At 28.6% G+C, this 308-nt stretch carries 1 protein-coding gene; it reads left to right on the top strand.

Annotated elements, in window-relative coordinates; translation table 11 throughout:
- Nucleotides 1-15 precede the first annotated feature (15 nt).
- Nucleotides 16-303, top strand: coding sequence for a hypothetical protein (locus KSU54_RS18720; RefSeq protein WP_117561837.1), 288 nt, complete (start codon nt 16-18; stop codon nt 301-303).
- Nucleotides 304-308: the final 5 nt, after the last annotated feature.

The following is a 308-nucleotide window of genomic DNA, read 5'->3' as shown; positions in this document are numbered from 1 at the left end:
GATGAGGTTTAAATAATGAGATTTTTAACAATGTTAGCAACAAAATGTAAAGTGTGTAAAAAACGAAGCATTTGTAATTATAAAAGAATGGTAGCTTGTGCATTAGCTGAATTACCACTACAACATCATGCGGATTATGCTATGGATATGAAAGCTGATTGTGTTGCACCAATGATTAGAAAAAGAGATTTAAGAGATATTTATATTAGTGAAAATGTAAAAGTAACTATTGATCTTGAAGATGTTAAAAAGGAAATTGCAAACCAATTTTATAACCCGTTAAGAGTTGGAAATATAAAATAATGAGG

It is taken from the genome of Erysipelatoclostridium sp. MSK.23.31, assembly GCF_019125875.1.
In the GTDB taxonomy this organism is placed as follows: Bacteria; Bacillota_I; Bacilli_A; order Erysipelotrichales; family Coprobacillaceae; genus Thomasclavelia; species Thomasclavelia ramosa.
Note: the sequence above shows the minus strand (reverse complement) of the source record. Positions and strands in the feature narration are given on the sequence as shown.